This window comes from Brevundimonas sp., assembly GCF_965278935.1.
Lineage (GTDB): Bacteria > Pseudomonadota > Alphaproteobacteria > Caulobacterales > Caulobacteraceae > Brevundimonas.
Window position 1 is genome coordinate 977,780 of sequence record NZ_OZ257124.1, and the last position, 20,814, is coordinate 998,593.

Sequence of the window (20,814 nt, forward strand, 5' to 3'; positions counted from 1 at the left end):
GCCTGGCCTCAGTCGCCGACGGTGACGGATTGCGTCAGGGCGCCGGCAGGGGTGCCGGTCGCGGCTGGCGGAGCGTATGTGGTCGGGACGGATTCCGGGCGTGGCTGGCGCGCGATACGGCCGTTGGTGGGGGCCACCTTCATGCCGGGCATGGCGCGTTGCAGACCGTCGATGATGATCCGGTCGGTCGGTCGGAGGCCCGAGCGCACGACCCGAAGACCGTCGACGAGCGGACCGAGCTGGACCGGGGTCGGGGTGACCGTGCCGTCGGCATTGACGACCGAGACGACGCGACGCGCCTGATCCGTGCCGATGGCCGAATCCGGCACCAGAAGGGCGTCATAGGCGCCGGCGCCGGCGACGCGGGCCTGGGCGAACATGCCCGGCTTCAGGAAACCGTCGCCATTCGGGATGACCGCGCGCAGGCGGATGGTGCCCGAAGCCGAGTCGACCGCGTTGTCGGTGAAGTCGAGCGTGCCCGAGCGGACGAAGTCGCTCTCGTCCTGGAGGCGAATGCGGACCGGGGCCGAGCGACCGGCGCGGGCGTCGCGCTGGTACTTCAGCAGCAAGGCCTCCGAGCCCTCGAAGACGAAGTAGATCGGCGAGGACGAAACGATGGTGGTCAGGACATCGGCGGCCGACGAGCCGCCGGCGACGACGTTGCCCGGATCGACGCGACGGTCCGAGACGCGGCCCGAGGCCGGAGCGGTGACGCGGGTGAACTCCAGATCCAGCTGGCGGGCGCGGACGGAGGCCTGTGCGGAGGCGACGGCGGCCTCGGCGGTCTGGACGGCGCCCTTGTTGGTGTCGACCTCGGCCTGGCTGACGGCCTGCGAGGCCAGCAGGCCTTCCGAGCGGGTCAGGTTGGTGCGGGCGAGGGTCAGCTGCGCCTGGGCCTGGTTGAGGGCGGCGCGGGCCGATGCCAGCTGGGCCTGTGCCGGACGCTGATCCAGCGTGAACAGCAGCTGGCCGCGCTGGACATAGTCGCCGTCACGGAAATGGACGGACTGGATAAAGCCGCCGACGCGGGCCCGGACCTCGACGGACGAGGTGGCCTCGAATCGACCGGTGAAATCGTCCCAGTCGACGACGCGCTCTGCCAGCGGCACGGCCACGGTGACCGGCGCGGCGGGCGGCGGACCCTGGGCCTCCGAACGTTGTGAACAGCCGTAAAGCGCGCCCGTCACGAGGACGGACACGGCGATGATCTTCAGCCTGCGCATGCGCGCAATCTCCCTAAAGGGGCGAATTCCCTGTCTGGCGAAACGCGGATACACGGGGGAGGAGATCCGGTCATCGCCTGATGACTTACTTGTGTCCATCGGCGAGGCTTGTCAACAGCCGATGACATAGCCATACCTTTCGTACGGTCATATCGGAGATCACGTTGAGTTTCGCCGTCTGCCAGCGCCCCAGGAACGCCGCCGCCACGCGTGGCGCCATTCTCGACGCCGCCAGCAAGCGATTCACGGCCGAGAGCTATGACCAGGTCGGCATGCGCGACATCGCCAGGGATGTCGGCGTCGATCCGGCCCTGATCTCCCGCTATTTCGGCTCAAAGGAAGATCTGTTCCGTGCCGTCATCGACGACTGCGGCAGCGGCAAGGACATCACCGAGGGGGATCGCGCGACCTTCGGCGAGCGGATGGCGGACGAGATCGTCTATGGCGAGCGGAACGACAGCAAGCTGGCCTGGCTTCTGCTGATGCTCCGTTCGGCCTCGTCGCCCAAGGCCACCGAGGTGATCAACAGGGCCTGCTCCGAAGCCTTCTTCGACCCGTTCATCCAGTGGATGGGCGGGCAGGATGCGCCGGTCCGCGTCCGGATCGCCGCCGGCCTGATGATGGGGCTCAGCGTCAGCCGGGATTTGACGGAACTGAGCATGTCGCCTGACGAATGCGAGCGGCTCAAGGCCCGGATCGCTTCGCTCCTGCAAGGTCTGGTCGACGAATAAGCCAACGCCAAGGTGTCGGCGGAAGGCCCGCTTCCTGTGCACAAGCCTGGAGGTTTAACCTGAAAATCCGGGTTAGGCGCCAAGCCTCGCCAAATCGCATTGGCTGCCGGGTAGATTTTTCCCTTGAGGCGCGCGGCGGCCCCGATATTGGAAGTTTCTTCCAAAAGCGGGTTGTGCATCGCAGCGATTTCTGGCCTTATGTCCGGGTAAGCAGGAGTTGGCCGTGAGCCACGAGACCCGTCACACCCCGATCCGCCGCACGGCTCGCGCCGTCGCTGCCCCGCGCCCGACGACATCGCCGGCCGCCCTGTTCACCCTTATTGTAACTGTACTCCTTGGCCTGCTCTCCGGAGCGGCGTGGATGCAACTGACCTGAACCCAAGCAAAATCAGGATCGAACGCAGCCACCCGCTCCCGAAAGGAAGCGGGTTTTTTGTTGCGCCGATCCGGGACCTCTCTCGGAACGCCTTAAGACAATGACGCAAGATTTCACCCCGGAAGACACCGCGCCTTCGCCTCAGCGAAGAAGCGCCGTCGTGACCGCTGGACCCGACCGGGCGGCGGCGCGCAGCTATCTGCGCGCCGCCGGCATGCAGGACGCCGACTTCGACAAGCCGATGATCGCGGTGGTCAACACCTGGTCGTCGGTGACGCCGTGCAATATGCATCTGGACCGGCTGGCGAAAGATGTCCGCGCGGGCATCGTCGCGGCCGGCGGCTTCCCGATCGACTTCAACACCATCGTCGTCACCGACGGCATCTCGATGGGCACGCCGGGCATGAAGGCCTCGCTGATCTCCCGCGAGGTCGTCGCCGACTCGATCGAACTGGCGGTGCAGGGGCATCAACTGGACGGCGTCGTCTGCATCGTCGGGTGCGACAAGACCATCCCGGCCGCCGCCATGGCCCTGGCCCGGATGGATATCCCGGGTCTGGTCTACTACGGCGGTACGATCATGCCGGGCGTCATCGGCGGCAAGGAGATCTCCATCCAGGAGGTGTTCGAGGCCATCGGCGCACGCGGCGCCGGGACCATCGACGACGACCAGCTGAAGATGGTCGAGAGCGCGGCCTGCCCCGGCGCCGGCGCCTGCGGCGGTCAGTTCACGGCCAACACCATGGCCATGGCCCTGGCGGTCATGGGCCTGTCGCCGATGGGCGCGAACGACGTCCCCGCCGTCGATCCGATGAAGGGGGCCCAAGGCCACCGCTGCGGCGAGCTGATCGTCGAGCGGGTCTTCGCCGGCGACACGGCCCGCAAATACATCACCCGCGCCTCGCTGAAGAACGCGGCGGCCGCCGTCTCCGCCTCGGGCGGATCGACCAACGCCGTCCTGCACCTGACCGCCATCGCCATCGAGGCGGGGATCGAGTTCGGGGTCGAGGACTGCAACACGGCCTGTGAAGAGACGCCGGTCATCTGCGACCTGAAGCCCGGCGGCCGGTTCCTGGCGTCGCACCTGTTCGCCTCGGGCGGCACTCGACTGGTGACCCAGCGGCTGGCCGAGGCCGGCAAGATCGTCAACACGCCGACCGTCTCGGGCCGCAGCCTGTTCGCCGAGGCCGCCGAGGCCGAGGAGACCCCTGGTCAGCAGGTCGTCTCGACGGTCGCCGAACCGTTCAGCCCGCGCGGCTCCTACGCCGTGATCTACGGCGACATCGCTCCGGACGGCGCCGTCATCAAGCTGACGGGCCACAAGGTCGACCGCTACGAAGGCCCGGCGTGCGTGTTCGACAGCGAGGAAGACGCCTTCCACGCCGTCCAGGACGGATCGGTCGGCGAGGGCGACGTCATCGTCATCCGCTACGAGGGTCCGCAGGGCGGTCCGGGCATGCGCGAGATGCTGCAGGTCACAGCCGCCCTGAAGGGCCGTGGCATCCACAACGTGGCCCTGATCACCGACGGTCGGTTCTCGGGCGCGAGCTACGGCTTCGTCGCCGGCCACGTGTCTCCGGAAGCGGCGGCGGGCGGCCCGATCGGCCTGATCCGCGATGGTGACAGGATCACCATCGACGTCACGGCGCGACGCATCGACGTGGCCGCCGACCTGGCCTCGCGCAGGGCCGCCCATACCGCGCCGCCGCTGAACGCCGCGACCGGCGTCTTCGCCAAATACCGCGCCTCGGTGGCCTCGGCCGCCCAGGGCGCCGTCACCATTCCCAACCCGCCGCCGGCGCAAGTCCGTGCGGAAACCCGTCAGACGCAGGAAGCCTGAGCCATGGAAATCTACACCAACGACGACATCCGTCCCGGCGTCATCGCCGGACAGCGCATCGCCGTCATCGGATATGGCTCGCAAGGCCGCGCCCATGCGCAGAACCTGAAAGACAGCGGCCACGACGTGGTCGCCGGCGTTCGTCACGGCGGCAAGGGCTGGAAGAACGCCCAGGCCGACGGCGTGCCGACCGCCGAGCCGAGCGAAGCCGTCAAGGGCGCCGACATCATCGCCATCCTGACGCCCGACATGGCCCAGGCCCAGATCTACAAGGACATCATCGAGCCCAACGCCAAGAAGGGCGCGGCCCTGCTGTTCGCCCACGGCTTCTCGATCCTGTACGGCCGGGTCCAGCCGCGCGCCGACATGGACGTCATCCTGGTGGCGCCCAAGGGACCGGGCGATCTGGTCCGTCGTGAATATGCGCGCGGACGCGGCGTCCCCGCCCTGTTCGCCGTCGAGCAGGACAAGTCCGGCAAGGCCCGCGACCGGGCCATGGGCTACGCCAAGGGCATCGGCGGCGCGACCGGCGGCCTGCTGGAAACCTCCTTCAAGGAAGAGACCGAGACCGATCTGTTCGGCGAACAGGCCGTCCTGTGCGGCGGGGCCAAGGAGCTGGTCATGGGCGGCTTCACCACCCTGGTCGAGGCCGGCTACCAGCCCGAGATCGCCTATTTCGAATGCCTGCACGAGCTGAAGCTGATCGTGGACCTGTTCTACGAAGGCGGCATCACCAAGATGAATGAGTTCATCTCCGAGACAGCCAAATGGGGTTCGGTCGTCAGCGGCCCGCGCGTCATCAACGCCGAGACCCGCGCGCGGATGAAGGAGATCCTGACCGAGATCCAGGACGGCACCTTCGCCCGCGAATGGATCGCCGAGAACGACGCCGGCAAGGGCGCCTACGACGCCCTGGTCAAGGCCGACGGCGAACACCTGATCGAGTCGGTCGGCAAGGGTCTGCGCGAGCGGATGGCCTGGCTGCACGCCCCGAAAACCGCCGAAGCCGCCTGATCCCAGAACTGCAAAAAAGTCAGTCCAAGAACCGCCATGACCGCCGTCGCCACCGCCATCAGCGCCAAAGCCGCAACCGCTCCCCAGAGCGGCGCGCAGCTGCTCGTCCAGACCCTGGACCGGTTGGGCGTTGATGTGGTGTTTGGTTATCCGGGCGGCGCGATCATGCCGGTCTATGACGCCCTGACCGGCGCCGGCGTGAAGCACATCCTGGTTCGCCACGAGCAGGGCGCGGCCTTTGCGGCCGACGCCTATGCGCGGGCGACGGGCAAGGTCGGCGTCTGCATGGCGACCTCGGGTCCGGGGGCGACCAACCTGATCACCGGCATCGCCAATGCGATGATGGATTCGGTGCCGATGGTCTGCATCACCGGCAACGTGGCGACCCATCTGATGGGGACGGACGCCTTCCAGGAGATCGACATCCTGGGCGTCACCCTGCCGCTGGTGAAGCATTCGTGGGTCGTCCGCGATCCGGCCGACGTCCCCGCCGTGATCGAGGAGGCCTTCCACGTCGCCCGCTCGGGCCGCCCCGGTCCGGTGCTGGTCGATCTGCCCAAGGACGTTCAGGTCGGGACGACGACCGAGGACTTCGGCTTCCACTATCCAAACGACGTCACACCGCTGGATCACGCGGCGATCGCCGAGGCGGAACAACTGATCCGCACCGCCGAGCGCCCGCTGATCTACATCGGCGGCGGGGTGAAGATCGCCGGCGCCGTCGAGGCCCTGCGCGACTTCGCCGAGCGTACCGGCATCCCGTCGGTCTCCACGCTGAATGCGCTGGGGTCGATCCGCACGGATGCGCCTGGCTTCCTGGGCATGCTGGGCATGCACGGCACGCGCGCCGCCAACGAGGCGGTGCAGGAAAGTGATCTGCTGATCGTCTTCGGCGCCCGGTTCGACGACCGCGCGACGGGCAAGCTGAACGAGTTCGCCCCCCATGCGAAGGTCGTCCATTTCGACATCGACCCGGCCGAGATCAACAAGCTGCGGAACGCTCACGTCCCGGTCGTCGGCGACCTGAAGGCGGGCATCGAGGCCCTGACCGCACGCGTGGCGACGGCGTCCCTGGCCATCGATCCGTGGATCATCCGCTCGACCTCGAACGCGAAGCGCAACGCCTTCCGCTATGACGCGCCGGGCGAGGGGGTCTATGCGCCGGCCTTGCTGAACGAACTGTCCAAGGCCGCCGGCGACAGCTTCATCGCCGCCTGCGACGTCGGCCAGCACCAGATGTGGGTCGCTCAGCACTGCGAGTTCTCGCGTCCCGAAAGCCACCTGACCTCGGGCGGTCTGGGCGCGATGGGCTACGGCCTGCCCGCCGGACTGGGCGCCAAGCTGGCCAGGCCGGACGCCCACGTCGTCACCATCTCGGGCGACGGCAGCTTCATGATGAACATCCAGGAGCTGGCGACCCTGCGCCGCTATGGCGTCGCGCTGAAGATCGTGCTGCTGGACAACTCCTCGCTGGGCCTGGTGCGCCAGTGGCAGGAGCTGTTCTTCGCCGAGAACTATTCCGAGGTCGATCTGTCGGACAACCCCGACTTCGTCGCCGTGGCCCAAGCCTTCGGCATCGAGGCCTTCATGATCGACCAGCGCGATCAGGTCAGCGACGGCATCGCCCGTCTGCTGGCCGCGCCCGGGCCGTGCCTGATGCACGTCCTGATCGACCCCAAAGAGAACGTCTGGCCGCTTGTCCCTCCGGGCAAGAACAACGCCGAGATGATGCACGACACGCGCTTCGAAGGAGACATGTGATGACCGACACCATCCAGATCCAGATCGACCGGGCCGACGGCTCGCTTCAGCGCCTCATCGGTCTCGTGGAGCGTCGCGGTTTCCATATCGACGGCATGAGCCTGTCGGACGAGGGCGCCATGCGTCGCGTCCAGCTGCAGGTCCGCGGCCGCGACGAGGGACGCTGCACCGAAAACCTGGGCCGCCAGATCGACAAGCTGATCGGCGCCACACGGGTCGGATACGCACCGTCGGCCTTCGCCTATCAGAGCGTCGCCGCAGCATGACCGGCTCCATCATCGATCGAGTAGCCACCGACCCGAACCGGGTCATCGTGTTCGACACCACCATGCGCGACGGCGAACAGGCGCCGGGCTTCTCTATGTCGCCCGACGACAAGGTCCGCATGGGCCGCACCCTGAAGGCCCTGGGCGTCGACGTCATGGAGGCCGGCTTCGCCGCTGCGTCTCCGGGCGACGAAGACTGCATCCGGGCCGTCGTAGGCGAGATGGCCGAGGACGATTCAGGCCCGGTCTTCTGCTCCCTGTCGCGCTCGAACGAGAGCGACATCGACGCCTCCTACCGCGCCCTGCGCGGGACGAAGCGCCGTCGTTGCCACGTCTTCATCGGCACCAGCCCGATCCATCGCGCCGCCAAGCTGAAGATGACGCCGGACCAGGTGCTTGCCCAGGCCGTCCGTTCGGTCGAATACGCCCGCACCCATTTCCATGATGTCGAGTTCTCGGCCGAGGACGCGATCCGCACCGAGCCGCAGTTCCTGGCCGAGGTGCTGGAGGCGGTCAGCGCGGCAGGCGCTTCGACCCTGAACGTGCCCGACACCGTCGGCTATGCGACGCCGGACGAGATCGGAAACCTGTACCGGTTCCTGATCGCCAGGATCCGGCCGAACTTCCCGAACGTGATCTTCTCGACCCACTGCCACAACGACCTGGGTCTGGCCGTCGCCAACAGCCTGTCGGCCATCGAGGCGGGCGTGCGTCAGGTGGAATCGACCATCAACGGCATCGGCGAACGCGCCGGCAACGCCGCTCTGGAAGAGGTCGTCATGGCCCTGCGGGTCCGGGCCGAACGCTACGGCGTGACGACGGGCGTGGACACAACGAAGCTGCTGGAAACCAGCCGCATGCTGAGCGAGGTCACCCACTCGCCGATCGTGCGCAACAAGGCCATCGTCGGCATAAACGCCTTCGCCCACGAGGCCGGCATCCATCAGCACGGCATGTACGCCGACGCCCGCACCTATGAGATCATGCGTCCCGAGGACGTGGGCTTCTCCGGCAGCTTCTTCGTCCTGGGCAAGCACTCGGGCCGGACGGCGGTGCAGAAGCGGGCCGAGGTTCTGGGCTATCCGTTGATCGGCGATCACCTGACCGACGCCTTCGCCGCCTTCAAGACGCGGGCGGACGAGATCGGCGAGATCGACGACGCAGAACTGATCGCCATCTGCACGGCGACGCAGAGGGATGCGCATGTCGCTGCCTGACACCCGCGTGCCCCGGACCCTGTTCGACAAGGTCTGGGACGCCCACGTCGTCACGCCGGAAACGGCCGAGACGCCGGGCGTCCTCTATATCGACCTGCATCTGGTCCACGAGGTCACCAGCCCCCAGGCCTTCACCGAGATCGAGGCGAGGGGGCTGAAGGTCCGTCGCCCGGATCGGACCTTCGCGACTTTGGACCATTCGACCCCGACCCTTCCGGCCGGGCTGAACGGGCTGAAGCCCTATGTCACCGCCGAGGCCGAGGCCCAGGTGCATCGGCTCGAGGCCAACTGCGAACGGCACGGCATCGACCTGGCCGGGTGGGACTCGGCCGATCGCGGCGTGGTCCATGTCATGGGACCGGAGCTGGGCCTGACCCAGCCGGGCATGACGGTCGTCTGCGGCGACAGCCATACGGCGACCCACGGCGCCTTCGGAGCTCTGGCCTTCGGCATCGGCACGTCGGAAGTCGGCCATGTGCTGGCGACCCAGTGCCTTTTGCAGCGCAAGTCGAAGGCCATGCGGGTGACCGTCAACGGCGCCCTGACGCCGGGCGTATCGGGCAAGGATGTGGCCCTGGCCGTCATCGCCGAACTGGGCTTCGGCGGCGGTACGGGTTTCGTGATCGAATACGCCGGCGAGGCGGTGCGGTCGCTCGACATGGAAGGGAGGATGACCCTCTGCAACATGTCGATCGAGGCCGGCGCGCGTGCGGGCATGATCGCGCCGGACGCCAAAACCATCGACTGGCTGCGCGGTCGCAAACACGTGCCGCAGGGCGCGGCCTATGAGGCGAAGGCGACAGAGTGGCTGACCCTTGCGACCGATCCGGGCGCGGTCTTCGACGCCGAGGTCGTGATCGACGGCCCCGCCATCCGCCCCATGGCGACCTGGGGCACGACGCCAGACGCCGGGGCTCCCATTGGATCAAAGGTGCCGGAGCCGAAGTCGGACAGCGACCGCAAGGCCCTGGCCTATATGGGCTTCGAGGCGGGCGAGACGACGACCACCCAGGCGGTCGACGTCGTCTTCATCGGCTCCTGCACCAACGGGCGTTTGCCCGACCTGCGGGCGGCGGCGGACGTCTTGCGCGGTCGCAAGGTCAAGGCGGGCGTGCGGATGCTGGTCGTACCGGGGTCCGAGGCCGTGCGTCGCGACGCCGAGGCCGAAGGTCTGCACCACGTCTTCACCGAGGCCGGGGCCGAGTGGCGCATCCCGGGCTGCTCGATGTGCATCGCCATGAACGGGGATTTCGTCGCGCCGGGCCAGCTGGCGGTATCAACCTCGAACCGCAACTTCGAAGGCCGGCAGGGCAAGGGCGCCCGCACCATCCTGGCCAGTCCGGCGACGGCGGCGGCCTCGGCCATCGCCGGGGTGCTGACCGACCCGCGCGTCTATCTGTCGGAGGCGGTCGATGCCTGAGCCGCTGAAAGTCCTGACTTCGCGGACCCTGGTCCTGACCCAGGCCAATATCGACACCGACCAGATCATCCCGGCGCGGTTCCTGACCACGACCGAGACGACCGGTCTGGGCCAGAAAGCCTTCTACGACTGGCGCTATGAGGCCGACGGTTCCGCGCGGCCGGAAGCCGTGCTGAATCGCATCGATCCGGGCGAGCATCGCATCCTGGTAGCCGGCGACAATTTCGGTTGCGGATCCTCGCGCGAACATGCGCCGTGGGCGCTGTACGACTACGGCTTCCGCGCGGTGATCTCGACCTCGATCGCCGACATCTTCACCTCCAACGCCCTGAAGAACGGTTTCCTGCCCGTCGTCGTCGATCAGGCGACATGGGACGATCTGGTCGCCAATCCGGAGCAGGTCGTGACCGTCGATCTGGAGGCTGGAGAGGTCCGTCGCGGCAACCATGCGCCGGTGGCGTTTGCCGTCGAGCCTTTCGCGCGCCAGTGTCTGCTGGACGGCGTCGACACCTTGGGCTGGCTCCAGAAACACATGCCTGACATCGAAGCCTACGAACGTACCCATTCGCCGGAGCCCGCGTGATGCCGAACACCCAGACCTACAACATCGTCCTGTTGCCCGGTGACGGTGTCGGCCCGGAGGTGATTTCGGCGGCCAAGGATGTTCTGCGCGTCATCGCCGACTTCTATGGTCACCGGTTCGAGTTCGCCGAGCATCTGATCGGCGGGGCGGGAATCGACGCGACCGGCGATCCCCTGCCGCCCGAAACGACCGCCGCCTGTCTGGCCGCGGATGGCGTCCTGCTGGGCGCGGTCGGCGGGCCGAAATGGGATGGGCAAAAGCGTCGTCCGGAAGAAGGCCTGCTGGGCATCCGCAAGGCGATGGGCCTGTTCGCCAACCTGCGTCCGCTGCAGGTGTCGCCGGTCCTGGCGCACCGCTCGCCGCTGAAGAAGGAGATCGTCGAGGGCGTCGATCTGATCGTCTTCCGCGAACTGACCGGCGGCGTCTATTTCGGCGAGAAGACCCGTACCGACACCATGGCGTCGGACCTGTGCATCTACACCGTGCCGGAGATCGAGCGCGTCGCCCGCGCCGCCTTCAAGACCGCCCTGCAACGGCGCGGCAAGGTGACGTCGGTCGACAAGGCCAACGTCATGGAGACCAGCCGCCTCTGGCGCGAGGTCGTGACCCGTATTCACGCCGAAGAGTTCCCGCAGGTCCAGCTGGAGCATGCCCTGGTCGACTCCATGGCCATGCACCTGATCCGCAAGCCCCGCGAATACGACGTCATCCTGACCGAGAACATGTTCGGCGACATCCTGTCCGACGAGATCTCGGTGCTGGGCGGTTCGATCGGCCTGTTGCCGTCGGCGTCGCTGGGCGAATCGGGACCCGGTCTGTTCGAGCCGATCCACGGCTCCGCGCCGGACATCGCGGGGCAGGATCTGGCCAACCCGGTCGGCACCATCCTGTCGGCGGCGATGATGCTGCGTCACAGCCTGAATCTCGAGGACGAGGCCTCTTCGATCGAGGCGGCGGTGGCGGCCGTGCTGGCGGCCGGCGCGACGACTGCGGACTTGGGTGGCGAACTGGGCACACGGGCGGCTGCGGAGGCGATCATCGACGCCATCCGGGCCATCCACTGGGCTGCCGCGCACCGCGTCCAGATGCACTGGGGTTAACCTTTTCATCACATCTGCGGCGCGCGAAACGATTGTGCGCCGCAGCTATGGTGAAGGTTATATCTTGCCTGTGAAGGGTGTGTAGCCCGCGACACGAACACGAAAATTGCGCCGAATACGGCCCAACCCCTTGCGCATCTCGCCTTTGCGGTAAACAGTTCGCAACTGCGAGATCACACAGGGGATGCATTCATGTCGCAGTTCTTAAATCGGCTACCGGGCATTCTTGCCCTCTGTCTTCTGACAATCGGACTTTTCTATGCGGGCGGAGCCTTCGCCCAGGACGCCGCTGCGCCGGCTCCGACCACCGAGGCCGCCGCTCCGGCGACGCCCGTCGCCGAAGCCGCCGCAGCCGTCGAAACCGCCGCCGCCGAGGTGGCCGAGGCGGTCGTTCCTGAAGAGGAAACCGCGGCTCCCACCCTTCTGGCCCACCAGGCCGCGCTCGAGCTCGACGCCGCCGGCACCAGCTGGCTGGGCACCTCGACCGCCCTGGTCCTTCTGATGACCCTCCCCGGTCTGGCCCTGTTCTACGGCGGCATGGTCCGTCGCAAGAACGTGGTGGCCACCATCACCCAGTCGGTCGGCGTGTTCGCCGTTGTGACCCTGGTGTGGTTCGTCGCCGGCTATTCCATCGCCTTCAGCGCCAACGCGGATCCAGCGCTTCAGCCCTATGTCGGCGGCTTCGACGCTCTGTTCCTGAACGGTATTTCCCTGCAGACGGCCAACGCCCTGCTGCCGGGTATTCCCGAATTCCTGTTCATCTCCTTCCAGATGACCTTCGCCATCATCACGCCGGCCCTGATCACCGGCGCCTTCGCCGAGCGCTTCAAATACTCGGCCCTGCTGCTGTTCACCGCCCTCTGGTCGTTGCTGGTCTATGCACCGATCTGTCACTGGGTCTGGGGCGGCGGCTTCCTGGGTTCGGCCGGCGTGCTGGACTTCGCCGGCGGCGCGGTCGTTCACGTCAACTCGGGCGTGGCCGGTCTGGTCTGCGCCATCTTCCTGGGGCGTCGCAAAGGCTACGGCACGGAAGTGATCAACCCCCACAACCCCGTTCTGACCATGATCGGCGCCTCTCTGCTGCTGGTGGGCTGGATCGGCTTCAACGCCGGGTCGGCGGGCGCCGCGAACGACCTGATGGGCGTGGCTCTGCTGAACACCATCCTGGCCGCCGCCGCCGCCGCCCTGACCTGGAAGATCGTCGAGGTCATCGAGAAGAAGAAGGTGTCGCTGATCGGCATGCTGTCGGGCGTCGTGGCTGGTCTGGTCGCCATCACGCCGGCCGCCGGCTTCGTGGACCCGAAGGGCGCGGTCATCATCGGCCTGATCGCCGGTCCGGTCTGCTACATCTCGTCGGTGTGGATCAAGAAACTGCTCCGCTACGATGACTCGCTGGACGCCTTCGGCATCCACGGCGCAGGTGGTCTGATCGGCGCCCTGCTGACCGGCGTGTTCGCCACGACCGCGATCAACAGCCTGAGCGAAGGCGCCAACATCCCGACCCAGGCCCTTGGCCTGGCCTGGACCATCGCCTACTCGGCGGTCGGCACCTTCATCATCCTGATCATCTGCAAGTTCACCACCGGACTGCGCGTGACGGATGCCCAGGAAGCCGAAGGCCTCGACACCACCCTCCACGGCGAAGCCCTGGAACACTGACCAAGACGACGCCGGGCGCGGTCCTCCCTCGCGCCCGGCGACCGACCTGAACCATCAAACAGAAAAACACGGGGATACCGAGATGAGACTCCAAGCAACCTGCGCCGCCCTGGCCGCGCTCGCCACCCTGACCATGGCCGGCGCCGCCTCGGCCCAGGACGTCGCCTTCAACGCGGCGGTCACCAGCGACTATGTCTTCCGCGGCGTCAGCCAGACCAACGAGGATCCGGCGCTTCAGGTCGGCGTAGATTATGCGTCGGGCGGCTTCTACGTCGGCGCCTGGGCCTCCAACGTCGACTTCGGAGATTCCACGGACGCGGAGATCGACCTCTACGCCGGCTATCGCACCGAAGCCGCCGGCTTCGCGTTCGACTTCGGCGCGGTGGGTTACACCTACGTCGATGCGCCTTCGATCCCGGACGCAGGCTATGGCTACGTCGAGCTGAAAGCGGCCGCATCGCGGGCGGTCGGCCCGGCGACCGTCGGCGCCGCCATCTACTTCTCGCCTGACTTCTTCGGCATCGACGAACGCGCCACCTATGTCGAGGGCAACATCGCCTTCACGCCGGCGGACAAGTGGTCCGTCTCGGCCGCGGTCGGCAAGCAGATGCTGGACGTCACTGACGACTACGCCACCTGGAACGTCGGCGTGGGCTACGCCTTCACCGACAACCTGGTGGTCGATGTGCGTTACCACGACACCGATGTGGACAACGCGCCCATCTATGACGGTCGCGTGGCCGCCACCCTGAAAGCCCTGTTCTAGTTCTCCCCGAACGGCTCACGCCGCCGCCGCCCCGGAGCAATCCGGGGCGGCGTTTTCGTTTTTGGGTCAGGCCTCCCGCGCGAGGATCAGCCCCGACAACGGCGTCAGGGTTCCGGACCGGGCGTCCGGCTGATTGACCGCCTCTACGACAGACCACCCGGCGGGCCGACTCCAGGCGACGTCGGCGTGGCCGAGGTTGAAGACGCACAGCAGGGTCTCGCCCTCCGTCTCGCGCTCGAACAGCAGCAGGTCTTCCGTCGCCTCCCGGATCGTCATCGAGCCCAGACGAAGAGCGGGATGCGCCCGGCGTAGTCCGATCAGCCTTCGGGCCAGATTCAGGGTCGAGCCCGGGTCGGTCTCCTGCGCCTCGACCGCCAGAATGCGGTGTCGTGGATCGACCGGCAGCCAGGGCTCGACGGTCGAGAAACCGGCGAAGCCGTCGTTGGTCTTCCACGGCATGGGCGTGCGGGCGCCGTCTCGGCCGAGGGTCTCGGGCCAGTTGGCTATGGCCTCGGGATCGACCAGCCGTTCGAACGGCACCTCGGCCTGGGGCAGACCCAGCTCCTCGCCCTGATAGACGAAGACATTGCCGCGCAGGGCGATCAGCAGCAGCAACGCCATCTCGGCGAAGGCCTTGGGATCGCGCCCCTCGGCCCAACGCGACATCGCGCGCGGCGCATCGTGATTCGAGAAGGCCCAGGACGGCCAGCCCTCGCCCGGCGCGCCCGGCCACTGAGCCGGACCCTGTCGAACCAGATCGGGCGTCAGCCGGTCGGCGTAGAGATAAAGGAAGCCATAGGCCGACTGCAGCCGGGTCTCGCCCTCTGTGTAGGCTTTCATCTCTTCGTCGGATCGGTCGCCGACGACCTCCGCCACCATGAAACGGTCGCCGTCATAGCTGTCGGTCAGGGCCCGCAGCCGGGTCAGGAAGTCGAGAATTTCCGGCTGTGACTGATTGTGGACGTGCTGCTGGAAGTCGAACGGCCGCGTCCGCTTGCCGGGGGTCGTGACCGGTGGATTGTCGGTCAGGGCCGGGTCGTGCATCGAGAAATTCAGGGCGTCGCAGCGGAAGCCGTCCACGCCGCGATCCAGCCAGAACCGCGCCGCGTCCAGCAACGCATCCTGAACCTCGGGCCTCCGCGTGTTCAGCTGGGGCTGCGAGCTCAGGAAGTTGTGCATGTAGTATTGGCCGCGCCGCGCGTCCCAGGTCCAGGCCGGGCCGCCGAACACCGACTGCCAGTTCGACGGCGGCGATCCTTCCGGCTTCGCATCGGCCCAGACGTACCAGTCGGCGTTCGAATTGGTCCGGTCCCGGCGGCTTTCCTGGAACCAGGCGTGTTCGTCGGAGGTGTGGGCATAGACCTGGTCGATGATGATCTGCAGGCCCAGTTCGTGCGCCCGCGCGATCAGCCGGTCGAAGTCCTCGATCGTGCCGAAGATCGGATCGACCCCGACATAGTCGGCGACGTCGTAGCCGAAATCCTTCATCGGCGAGGTGAAGAAAGGCGACAGCCAGATCGCGTCGACGCCCAGCGAGGCGATGTGATCAAGATGCGCCGTGATCCCCGGCAGGTCGCCGACGCCGTCGCCGTTCGCGTCGCTGAAACTGCGAGGATAGACCTGATAGATGACGGCGCCGCGCCACCATTCATGGCCGGAAGGGGCGCGAGTCTGCGTGGCGGGTGAGGCGAGGGGACCGTTCATGTCCCGACCAGACCACCCCCTCGGCGTGACGTCCACCGCCGGAAGCGGTCGGGCCACTTTTCGTTACCCGCATGAAGATCGGGCTGGACGGCGCGCCCGATCCGCGTGAGGCATGGGGCGTAAGCGGTTACGGGCGAGCAACGCCCGACAGGAAACGAGGCCAGGATGACCGAGACGACCCCAACCCCAGCAAAAGGCACGGGCCTCGCCTTCGCCTATGTGACGACCCTCTTCTTCGCCTGGGGGTTTGCGACGTCGCTGATCGACCCGCTGGTGGCGGCGGTGCGCGGCGTGTTCTCGTTGAACTTCACCGAGGCCTTGCTGACCCAGTTCGCCTGGTTCACGGCCTATGGCGTCTTCGCCCTTCCGGCGGCCTTCGTTCTGGCCCGGCTCGGCTATGCGCGCTCGATCGTGGGGGCGCTCGGCGTCATGGTGCTGGGTGCGCTGATCGTGCCGCTGTCGACCCTCCTGGACTTCTACCCCGGCGTGCTGGCCGCCCTGTTCGTGATCGGCGGCGGGGTGACCCTGTTGCAGGTGGCCGCCAACCCGCTGGCCGCCGCCCTCGGATCCGAGCGCGGGTCGCACTTCCGCCTGGTCCTGTCCCAGGCGTTCAACTCGCTGGGCACCGTGGTCGGGCCGCTGCTCGGCGCGACGGTCATGCTGTCGGGCGGCATCTTCGTCGCCGGGGGGGTGACGGCCCTGGGCTCGTTCAGCGCCCTGATCCTGCTCGGTCTCGGCGTGGTCTTCGGACTTGTCGCCGGCGCGTTGCTGGGCGGCCTGCGTCGCGACCTCAAGGGCTGGATCCCGCTGGGCGCCGCTATTGGTCTGGCCGTCGGCTGGCTGATCTTCCTGCAGAACTACATCGGCGGCCTGGCCCCTTCGGCGGCGCCGTCGGCCCCGGTCGAGGCGGCGCCCGCCGTGCTCGACCCGGCCCTGCGCGCCCAGACCTTGGCCAATATCGACGCGGTCTTCATCGGCCTCGCCGTCTTCTTTGCCCTGCTGGCCGGCTTCATCTGGATCATCCGGTCCAAGCTTTCCCTAGCCAGCGTGTCCACCGAGAAAGGCGCGTCGCCGTTCGAGGCGCTGAAGTCGCGCTGGGCCGTGTTCGGCGCAATCGGCATCTTCATCTACGTCGGATCGGAGGTCGCGATCGGCAGCCTGATGACCAACTTCCTGGAGTCGTCGAACATTCTCAGCCTGTCGGTCAGCGATGCGGGCCGTCTGGTCGCCCTCTACTGGGCCGGCGCCCTGATGGGCCGGTTCGCCGGCAGCGCGCTGCTGACCCGCATTCCTGCGGCGACCCTGCTGATCGTCTTCACCACCGTGGCGGCGATCCTTTGCGCCGTCGTGACCCAGACCGGCGGCGCGACCGCCGCCTTCGCGGCGCTGGCGGTCGGGCTGTTCAACTCGATCATGTTCCCGGCCATTTTCACCCTGACGCTGGAGCGGTCGACAGCGCCGGCCTCGGCCACCTCGGGTTTGCTGGTGTTCGGCATCATCGGCGGGGCGATCCTGCCGTTGGTCGCCGGTCGTGTCGCGGATGCCGCCGGGGTCATCAACCCGGCCTTCTACGTGCCGCTGGTCGGCTACATCCTGCTGGTCGTCTTCGCGGTCGCCGCCTCGCGCGCGCCGGTTCACGCCATCGGCGCGGCTCCGACCAAGGGCGGACATTAAAAGAACCCTCTCCCGGTGGGAGAGGGTTTGAGGCTCGCAGAGCGCAGCGATGCGCCAAGCCGAAAGGGTGAGGGTCGTGCGCTTCCGGTGAGGCTCGACCCTCACCTTTTCGCGTTTCCAATCGCTGGCGCTCTTGGTCGCTCAAGCCCTCTCCCAAGGGGAGAGAGAACTCAGCCCCCGTAACCCCGTCCGCCGCCGCCGAAGCCGCCGCGCGAGACGACGGTGGTGCGGCTCTGCACCCGGCTCGGAGCCTGCCGCGCGACGTCGGTCCCGTAGTCGCGGCCGTTGGCGACCTGACGGCCCGTGCGGTAGTCGCGGCTCAGATAGCCGCCGCCGTAGCCGTTCTGGTAGTTACCGTCGCGATCGCGATACAGGCCGCCGCCACCGCGATAGCCGCCGCCGTTCAGCATCTGGCCGATCACGAAACCAGTCAGCAGGGGGGTGAAGAACGAGCCGCCCGAGCTGTTGGGACGGCACTGGTCCGGACCCCACTGGCCTTCGCATTCCGACTGGGTCGCATAGCGGGGCGCGGTCGCCTCAGCCTGGGCCCGGGCATTGGCCTCGGCCGCGTCGCACTCGGTATCGGTGATGTCGTTGGCCGCCTTGCACTCATCCAGCGAGGTATAGGCCAGCGCCGGTTCGGGCTCCGGTACGGCGACCTGCGGCGCACCACAGGCGGCGAGCGAGAACGACGCCGTCGCCATCAGGCTGGTGATCTGCAATGTCCGCGACCGCTTCATCCGGCGGATGGTGGTGGTCTCGGCGGGGGAGGGGGTGTCGCTCATCTTGCCCTCAGGTCGTCATGCAGGCGGCGTTCAGCAAGCCGACGCAGATGGAAATGGACGCCAGATAGATGGCGGCGGCGATCTCGCCCGCCTCGATCCGCGTCGCCAAGTTCTTGAACGCCAATCGACTGATCGCGACGAAGACCCCGATCTGGATCACCCCGGCCAACAGCGCCCACGCGGCGAACTCCATCAGGCTGACGGTGTGCGACAGGGCCGAGGCGAGCGGCAGGACATAGCCGATCAGGGCGCCGCCCAGCGCGATGGCGGCGGCCGGATTACCGTCCCGGATCAGGGTCCGCTCGTGATAGGGCGTGACCCACTGGTAGATCAGCTTGAACGCCACGGTGAAGACCCCCGCCGCGGCGAAGGCGATGACGAAGGCCGTGGCCCCCGTCTGGAATGCGAACCAGTCCATCGTGTCTCTATTCCTTCATTGCGGAGCGGCTCACGCCGTGAACTCGCCGACTTCCAGGGGGATGCCGACCATGATTTCGTGGCTGATGTCGGCGGATTTTCCAGGGGCCTTCTCGGGCTCCATTTCCAGCGCCAGCATCAGTTCGCGGCCGCCTGCCAGTTCCCGCGCATACAGCATGCAGGTCTGGAAGATACGGCCATAGGGGACGGTCGCCGTGCGGCTGTCCCAGATCGTCTCCCACAGGGTCACCGGCGGCTGACGCGCATCGCTCTCGGCGAACCAGTAGCGGGGATAGGATGGCAACTCCTCGGCCGTTCCGTCGAACACGGGCTCCGAGAGCCGGTCGGTCCATATTCGGCGTTCGCGCGGGCCGGGCGGATAGGCGCTCGTCCACGGAATGAAGAGGCTGAAATCATAGGCCTCGGCGCCGGTCGGGTCGTCGCTCATGGCCTGAAGCATGACGTGGTCATCGGTGTAGAAGCGGTGGACGTGCTGGCCGCTGTCGAGCGCGATCGTGCCCTGAGCCGTGATCTCCAGCGCGTCGGTGTCGAGGTTGAACACGGTCTCCGGCTGCAGCCGGCGCCAAGCCAGGGGGTCCAGCGACACGGTCCGGCCCACGGTGATGTTCCGCACTACCGCCAGACGATTGGCGGGTTCCGCAGCAGGCTGTCCGCCGAAGAGACGCTTGAACATGGTCCGGTCTTTACGCGGCTATGGTCGCCGCAACGAGCGAAATTCGCATCCCGCTTGCCGAACGTCAAGCGTTCATGTTACGCGTTACATGCAACATGACCGACGATGTCGACATTCCCTCGTCTGCGCCCGGCCCCAACGCTGGGACCGATCGTATCCGCGCTTGGCGGAAGGCGCGTCGCGACGCCGGTCAGGTCAAGCTGGAGTTCTGGGTCCCCCAAGGCTGCAGAGACGATGTCCGCGCCGCCGTGCACGCCATCGTCACCGACTCGACCCGCGGACCCGCGCTTGCGCCCCGCCGCCCACGCCCCACCTCAATGCCATCAACCGGAGCCGATCCTCACATGGACGCCGTCATCGAAACCGCCTGGACCGTTCCCGCCGTCAAGGCGGCGCTGGAGGAGACCGCGCTGGTCCGGGAGGGCGAGCTGACCGCCCGTGTGCTGGAAGGCGCCGATCCGGTCCTGCTCGTCACCATGCACGAGTATGGCGACCTGCCGATCTATCTGTCGGTCGGCGGGGCCCAGATCGTGGTCTCTGTCCTGCTGTGGCCCGTGTCGGAACAGTCCGACACCGCCCGCTTCAACGAGTTCCTGCTGAAGGCCCAGCGGGTCGTGCCCCTGTCGAACTTCGCCATCACGACGGTGGACAATCAGGACGTCTACGAGCTGATGGGCGAGCTGTCGTCCAAGACGACATTGCAGACCATCCTGATCGAACTGCGGACCCTGGCCGAGAACGCCATCGACGCGACGTCCCTGCGCGACACCTTCGCCGCCTGAACCGGAGACCCGAACCATGTCCATGCTGTCCAAACTCTCCGCCCTGTTCCGCGGCACCGCCCATGACGCCGCGCAAGGCGTCGTCGATCAGAACGCCCTGAAGATCCTCGATCAGGAAATCCGCGACGCAGACACCGCCCAGGGCAAGGCCCGCGACGACCTCGCCGGCCTCGTCGCCCGCCGCCGCATGGCCGAGAACGAGATGACTTCGTTCCGCGACCAGATCGCCAAATACGAAAGCTCGACCCGGGCCGCCCTGGGCCAGGGCAAGACCGATCTGGCCCGCGAAGTCGCCGGCCGGATCGCCGAGCTGGAATCCGAGATCGGCACGCGCGGCCCGCTGATCGACAACATGAAACAGGCCGAGGCGCGTCTTCGCACCGCCATCGCCTCGACCGACCAGAAGATCGAGACCCTGCGTCGCGAGATCGACATCGTGAAGGTCAACGAGAGCGTCCAGCGCGCCCAGACCTCGGTCGCCCTACAATCGGCCGGCGCCCACTCGCGCATCGGGTCGGCCGCCGACAGCCTGCAACGCATCAAGCAGCGCCAGGCGGTTCAGGAAGAACGTCTGCGCGTCGGTCAGGAGTTCGAGGACAAGCGCACCGGGGCCGACCTCGACGCCAAGCTGAAGGAGGCGGGGATATTGCCGGGCCATTCGTCGGCCGATGACGTGCTGGCGCGGCTGACGCAACAGGACGTGACGGTGGTGACGCCGCGCATCGGCCAGGCGACGCCGGACAAAGACCCGGCCTAGACGCGAAGTCTCCTCCCTGTCGCGCAGCAATGGGGAGGTGAATCG

General features: G+C 67.3%; 19 protein-coding genes. 14 read left to right on the forward strand and 5 right to left on the reverse strand.

The features are described from left to right. Positions 1–8: 8 nt before the first annotated feature. Positions 9–1,223: an efflux RND transporter periplasmic adaptor subunit gene (locus ACQY68_RS04935; protein ID WP_428151942.1), complete on the reverse strand. Its 1,215-nt coding sequence runs from the start codon at positions 1,221–1,223 to the stop codon at positions 9–11. A 164-nt stretch (positions 1,224–1,387) separates the two neighbouring features. Between ACQY68_RS04935 and ACQY68_RS04940 the strand changes: the two genes are divergently transcribed. The 11 genes from ACQY68_RS04940 (at position 1,388) to ACQY68_RS04990 (ending at position 13,956) form a co-directional block, all read left to right on the forward strand. After that, positions 1,388–1,954: a TetR family transcriptional regulator gene (locus tag ACQY68_RS04940; RefSeq protein WP_428151943.1), complete on the forward strand. Its 567-nt coding sequence runs from the start codon at positions 1,388–1,390 to the stop codon at positions 1,952–1,954. 536 nt (positions 1,955–2,490) lie between these two features. After that, complete coding sequence (locus ACQY68_RS04945; protein ID WP_428151944.1) at positions 2,491–4,170, forward strand: dihydroxy-acid dehydratase; 1,680 nt, start codon at positions 2,491–2,493, stop codon at positions 4,168–4,170. 3 nt (positions 4,171–4,173) lie between these two features. Further along, positions 4,174–5,184 carry a ketol-acid reductoisomerase gene (gene ilvC / locus ACQY68_RS04950; RefSeq protein ID WP_428151945.1) on the forward strand — a complete coding sequence of 337 codons (1,011 nt, stop codon included), beginning with the start codon at positions 4,174–4,176 and terminating at the stop codon, positions 5,182–5,184. 36 nt (positions 5,185–5,220) lie between these two features. Beyond that, entirely contained in the window at positions 5,221–6,945 is a 1,725-nt protein-coding gene (gene ilvG / locus ACQY68_RS04955; protein WP_428151946.1) for an acetolactate synthase 2 catalytic subunit, read from the forward strand. After that, entirely contained in the window at positions 6,945–7,211 is a 267-nt protein-coding gene (locus ACQY68_RS04960) for an ACT domain-containing protein (protein ID WP_428151947.1), read from the forward strand. Before ilvG ends, ACQY68_RS04960 begins: the two co-directional genes overlap by 1 nt. Next, positions 7,208–8,428 (forward strand): 2-isopropylmalate synthase, encoded by a 1,221-nt coding sequence (locus ACQY68_RS04965; protein ID WP_428151948.1) that lies wholly within the window; start codon positions 7,208–7,210, stop codon positions 8,426–8,428. The genes ACQY68_RS04960 and ACQY68_RS04965 overlap by 4 nt, the downstream gene beginning before the upstream one ends. Beyond that, on the forward strand, positions 8,415–9,848 hold the full coding sequence (gene leuC / locus ACQY68_RS04970; protein WP_428151949.1) for a 3-isopropylmalate dehydratase large subunit: 1,434 nt from the start codon (positions 8,415–8,417) through the stop codon (positions 9,846–9,848). The genes ACQY68_RS04965 and leuC overlap by 14 nt, the downstream gene beginning before the upstream one ends. Beyond that, complete coding sequence (gene leuD, locus ACQY68_RS04975; protein ID WP_428151950.1) at positions 9,841–10,431, forward strand: 3-isopropylmalate dehydratase small subunit; 591 nt, start codon at positions 9,841–9,843, stop codon at positions 10,429–10,431. Before leuC ends, leuD begins: the two co-directional genes overlap by 8 nt. Further along, positions 10,431–11,531 carry a 3-isopropylmalate dehydrogenase gene (gene leuB, locus ACQY68_RS04980; protein WP_428151951.1) on the forward strand — a complete coding sequence of 367 codons (1,101 nt, stop codon included), beginning with the start codon at positions 10,431–10,433 and terminating at the stop codon, positions 11,529–11,531. The genes leuD and leuB overlap by 1 nt, the downstream gene beginning before the upstream one ends. Before the next feature lie 192 nt (positions 11,532–11,723). After that, entirely contained in the window at positions 11,724–13,190 is a 1,467-nt protein-coding gene (locus tag ACQY68_RS04985; RefSeq protein ID WP_428151952.1) for an ammonium transporter, read from the forward strand. 82 nt (positions 13,191–13,272) lie between these two features. Beyond that, complete coding sequence (locus tag ACQY68_RS04990; protein ID WP_428151953.1) at positions 13,273–13,956, forward strand: TorF family putative porin; 684 nt, start codon at positions 13,273–13,275, stop codon at positions 13,954–13,956. Positions 13,957–14,022: 66 nt separating this feature from the next. On the opposite strand, the gene ACQY68_RS04995 is transcribed toward ACQY68_RS04990, so the two are convergent. Beyond that, on the reverse strand, positions 14,023–15,660 hold the full coding sequence (locus ACQY68_RS04995) for an alpha-amylase family glycosyl hydrolase (RefSeq protein WP_428151954.1): 1,638 nt from the start codon (positions 15,658–15,660) through the stop codon (positions 14,023–14,025). Between the two features lie 165 nt (positions 15,661–15,825). On the opposite strand from ACQY68_RS04995, the gene ACQY68_RS05000 reads away from it, so the two are divergent. Beyond that, the gene (locus ACQY68_RS05000) at positions 15,826–17,334 is read left to right on the forward strand and encodes a glucose/galactose MFS transporter (RefSeq protein WP_428151955.1); all 1,509 of its coding nucleotides are present in this window, start codon (positions 15,826–15,828) and stop codon (positions 17,332–17,334) included. 170 nt (positions 17,335–17,504) lie between these two features. Here the strand turns inward: ACQY68_RS05000 and ACQY68_RS05005 are convergent, their stop codons facing one another. The 3 genes from ACQY68_RS05005 to ACQY68_RS05015 are packed head-to-tail and all read right to left on the reverse strand — an operon-like array spanning position 17,505 to position 19,230. After that, positions 17,505–18,119, reverse strand: coding sequence for a DUF1190 domain-containing protein (locus ACQY68_RS05005; protein ID WP_428151956.1), 615 nt, complete (start codon positions 18,117–18,119; stop codon positions 17,505–17,507). A 7-nt stretch (positions 18,120–18,126) separates the two neighbouring features. Continuing rightward, complete coding sequence (locus ACQY68_RS05010) at positions 18,127–18,537, reverse strand: DUF350 domain-containing protein (RefSeq protein ID WP_428151957.1); 411 nt, start codon at positions 18,535–18,537, stop codon at positions 18,127–18,129. A 30-nt stretch (positions 18,538–18,567) separates the two neighbouring features. Further along, on the reverse strand, positions 18,568–19,230 hold the full coding sequence (locus ACQY68_RS05015; protein WP_428151958.1) for a YjfK family protein: 663 nt from the start codon (positions 19,228–19,230) through the stop codon (positions 18,568–18,570). A 344-nt stretch (positions 19,231–19,574) separates the two neighbouring features. Between ACQY68_RS05015 and ACQY68_RS05020 the strand changes: the two genes are divergently transcribed. Both ACQY68_RS05020 and ACQY68_RS05025 read left to right on the forward strand, forming a co-directional pair. Continuing rightward, positions 19,575–20,012 (forward strand): YjfI family protein, encoded by a 438-nt coding sequence (locus ACQY68_RS05020; RefSeq protein ID WP_428151959.1) that lies wholly within the window; start codon positions 19,575–19,577, stop codon positions 20,010–20,012. 16 nt (positions 20,013–20,028) lie between these two features. Next, positions 20,029–20,769, forward strand: coding sequence for a PspA/IM30 family protein (locus tag ACQY68_RS05025; RefSeq protein WP_428151960.1), 741 nt, complete (start codon positions 20,029–20,031; stop codon positions 20,767–20,769). Positions 20,770–20,814 lie beyond the last annotated feature (45 nt).

Bases quoted from the DNA above. Each gene is read 5' to 3' on its own strand.
- ACQY68_RS04990 (WP_428151953.1), top strand. From the start codon at position 13,273: ATGAGACTCCAAGCAACCTGCGCCGCCCTGGCCGCGCTCGCCACCCTG.
- leuB (WP_428151951.1), top strand. From the start codon at position 10,431: ATGCCGAACACCCAGACCTACAACATCGTCCTGTTGCCCGGTGACGGT.
- leuD (WP_428151950.1), top strand. From the start codon at position 9,841: ATGCCTGAGCCGCTGAAAGTCCTGACTTCGCGGACCCTGGTCCTGACC.
- ACQY68_RS05000 (WP_428151955.1), top strand. From the start codon at position 15,826: ATGACCGAGACGACCCCAACCCCAGCAAAAGGCACGGGCCTCGCCTTC.
- ACQY68_RS04935 (WP_428151942.1), bottom strand. From the start codon at position 1,223: ATGCGCAGGCTGAAGATCATCGCCGTGTCCGTCCTCGTGACGGGCGCG.
- ACQY68_RS05020 (WP_428151959.1), top strand. From the start codon at position 19,575: ATGGACGCCGTCATCGAAACCGCCTGGACCGTTCCCGCCGTCAAGGCG.
- leuC (WP_428151949.1), top strand. From the start codon at position 8,415: ATGTCGCTGCCTGACACCCGCGTGCCCCGGACCCTGTTCGACAAGGTC.
- ACQY68_RS04995 (WP_428151954.1), bottom strand. From the start codon at position 15,660: ATGAACGGTCCCCTCGCCTCACCCGCCACGCAGACTCGCGCCCCTTCC.
- ACQY68_RS05025 (WP_428151960.1), top strand. From the start codon at position 20,029: ATGTCCATGCTGTCCAAACTCTCCGCCCTGTTCCGCGGCACCGCCCAT.
- ACQY68_RS05010 (WP_428151957.1), bottom strand. From the start codon at position 18,537: ATGGACTGGTTCGCATTCCAGACGGGGGCCACGGCCTTCGTCATCGCC.
- ACQY68_RS05015 (WP_428151958.1), bottom strand. From the start codon at position 19,230: ATGTTCAAGCGTCTCTTCGGCGGACAGCCTGCTGCGGAACCCGCCAAT.
- ACQY68_RS04965 (WP_428151948.1), top strand. From the start codon at position 7,208: ATGACCGGCTCCATCATCGATCGAGTAGCCACCGACCCGAACCGGGTC.
- ACQY68_RS04960 (WP_428151947.1), top strand. From the start codon at position 6,945: ATGACCGACACCATCCAGATCCAGATCGACCGGGCCGACGGCTCGCTT.
- ilvG (WP_428151946.1), top strand. From the start codon at position 5,221: ATGACCGCCGTCGCCACCGCCATCAGCGCCAAAGCCGCAACCGCTCCC.
- ilvC (WP_428151945.1), top strand. From the start codon at position 4,174: ATGGAAATCTACACCAACGACGACATCCGTCCCGGCGTCATCGCCGGA.
- ACQY68_RS04985 (WP_428151952.1), top strand. From the start codon at position 11,724: ATGTCGCAGTTCTTAAATCGGCTACCGGGCATTCTTGCCCTCTGTCTT.
- ACQY68_RS05005 (WP_428151956.1), bottom strand. From the start codon at position 18,119: ATGAGCGACACCCCCTCCCCCGCCGAGACCACCACCATCCGCCGGATG.